The sequence below is a fragment of the Streptomyces sp. NPDC052396 genome, from assembly GCF_044593195.1.
Taxonomy (GTDB): domain Bacteria; phylum Actinomycetota; class Actinomycetes; order Streptomycetales; family Streptomycetaceae; genus Streptomyces.
On record NZ_JBIUAW010000043.1, the window covers coordinates 1 to 1045 of the forward strand.

A 1045-nucleotide genomic window follows, 5' to 3' on the forward strand; every position below is an offset into this window, starting at 1 on the left:
AGGTGCGGCTGGATCACCTCCTTTCTAAGGAGCACATAGCCGACTGCGAGCGAATGTCTCGCACGGTTGCTCATGGGTGGAACGTTGACTATTCGATCAGATCTTTGGTGAGTGTCCTGTTAGTACTGCTTCGGCGTGGAACGCAAGATGTGAACTGGTTTGATCGGGCACGCTGTTGGGTGTCTGAGGGTGCGAGCGTGAGCTTGTCCTTCAGTTGCCGGTCCCAGTGAACTTGCTCCGTGTTGGGGTGGGGTGATGGGTGGCTGGTCGTTGTTTGAGAACTGCACAGTGGACGCGAGCATCTGTGGCCAAGTTTTTAAGGGCGCACGGTGGATGCCTTGGCACCAGGAACCGATGAAGGACGTGGGAGGCCGCGATAGGCCCCGGGGAGCTGTCAACCGAGCTGTGATCCGGGGGTGTCCGAATGGGGAAACCCGGCAGTCGTCATGGGCTGTCACCCGCTGCTGAACACATAGGCAGTGTGGAGGGAACGCGGGGAAGTGAAACATCTCAGTACCCGCAGGAAGAGAAAACAACCGTGATTCCGGGAGTAGTGGCGAGCGAAACCGGATGAGGCCAAACCGTATGCGTGTGATACCCGGCAGGGGTTGCGTATGCGGGGTTGTGGGAGTTTCCTTGATCAGTCTGCCGGCTGGTCGGAGAGTCAGAAACCGTATGGATAGGCGAAGGGCATGCGAAAGGCCCGGCGTAGAGGGTAAGACCCCCGTAGCTGAAATCTATGCGGCTCTCTTGGAAGCCACCCAAGTAGCACGGGGCCCGAGAAATCCCGTGTGAATCTGGCGGGACCACCCGTTAAGCCTAAATATTCCCTGGTGACCGATAGCGGATAGTACCGTGAGGGAATGGTGAAAAGTACCGCGGGAGCGGAGTGAAATAGTACCTGAAACCGTGTGCCTACAAGCCGTGGGAGCGTCGGATGCACTTGTGCATCTCGTGACTGCGTGCCTTTTGAAGAATGAGCCTGCGAGTTTGCGGTGTGTTGCGAGGTTAACCCGTGTGGGGAAGCCGTAGCGAAAGCGAGTCC

1 rRNA gene is annotated in these 1045 nt (G+C 57.7%); it reads left to right on the plus strand.

The window, feature by feature from the left end:
* Positions 1-306 precede the first annotated feature (306 nt).
* A 23S ribosomal RNA gene (locus ACIHFE_RS34530) occupies positions 307-1045 on the plus strand; the annotation flags it as partial.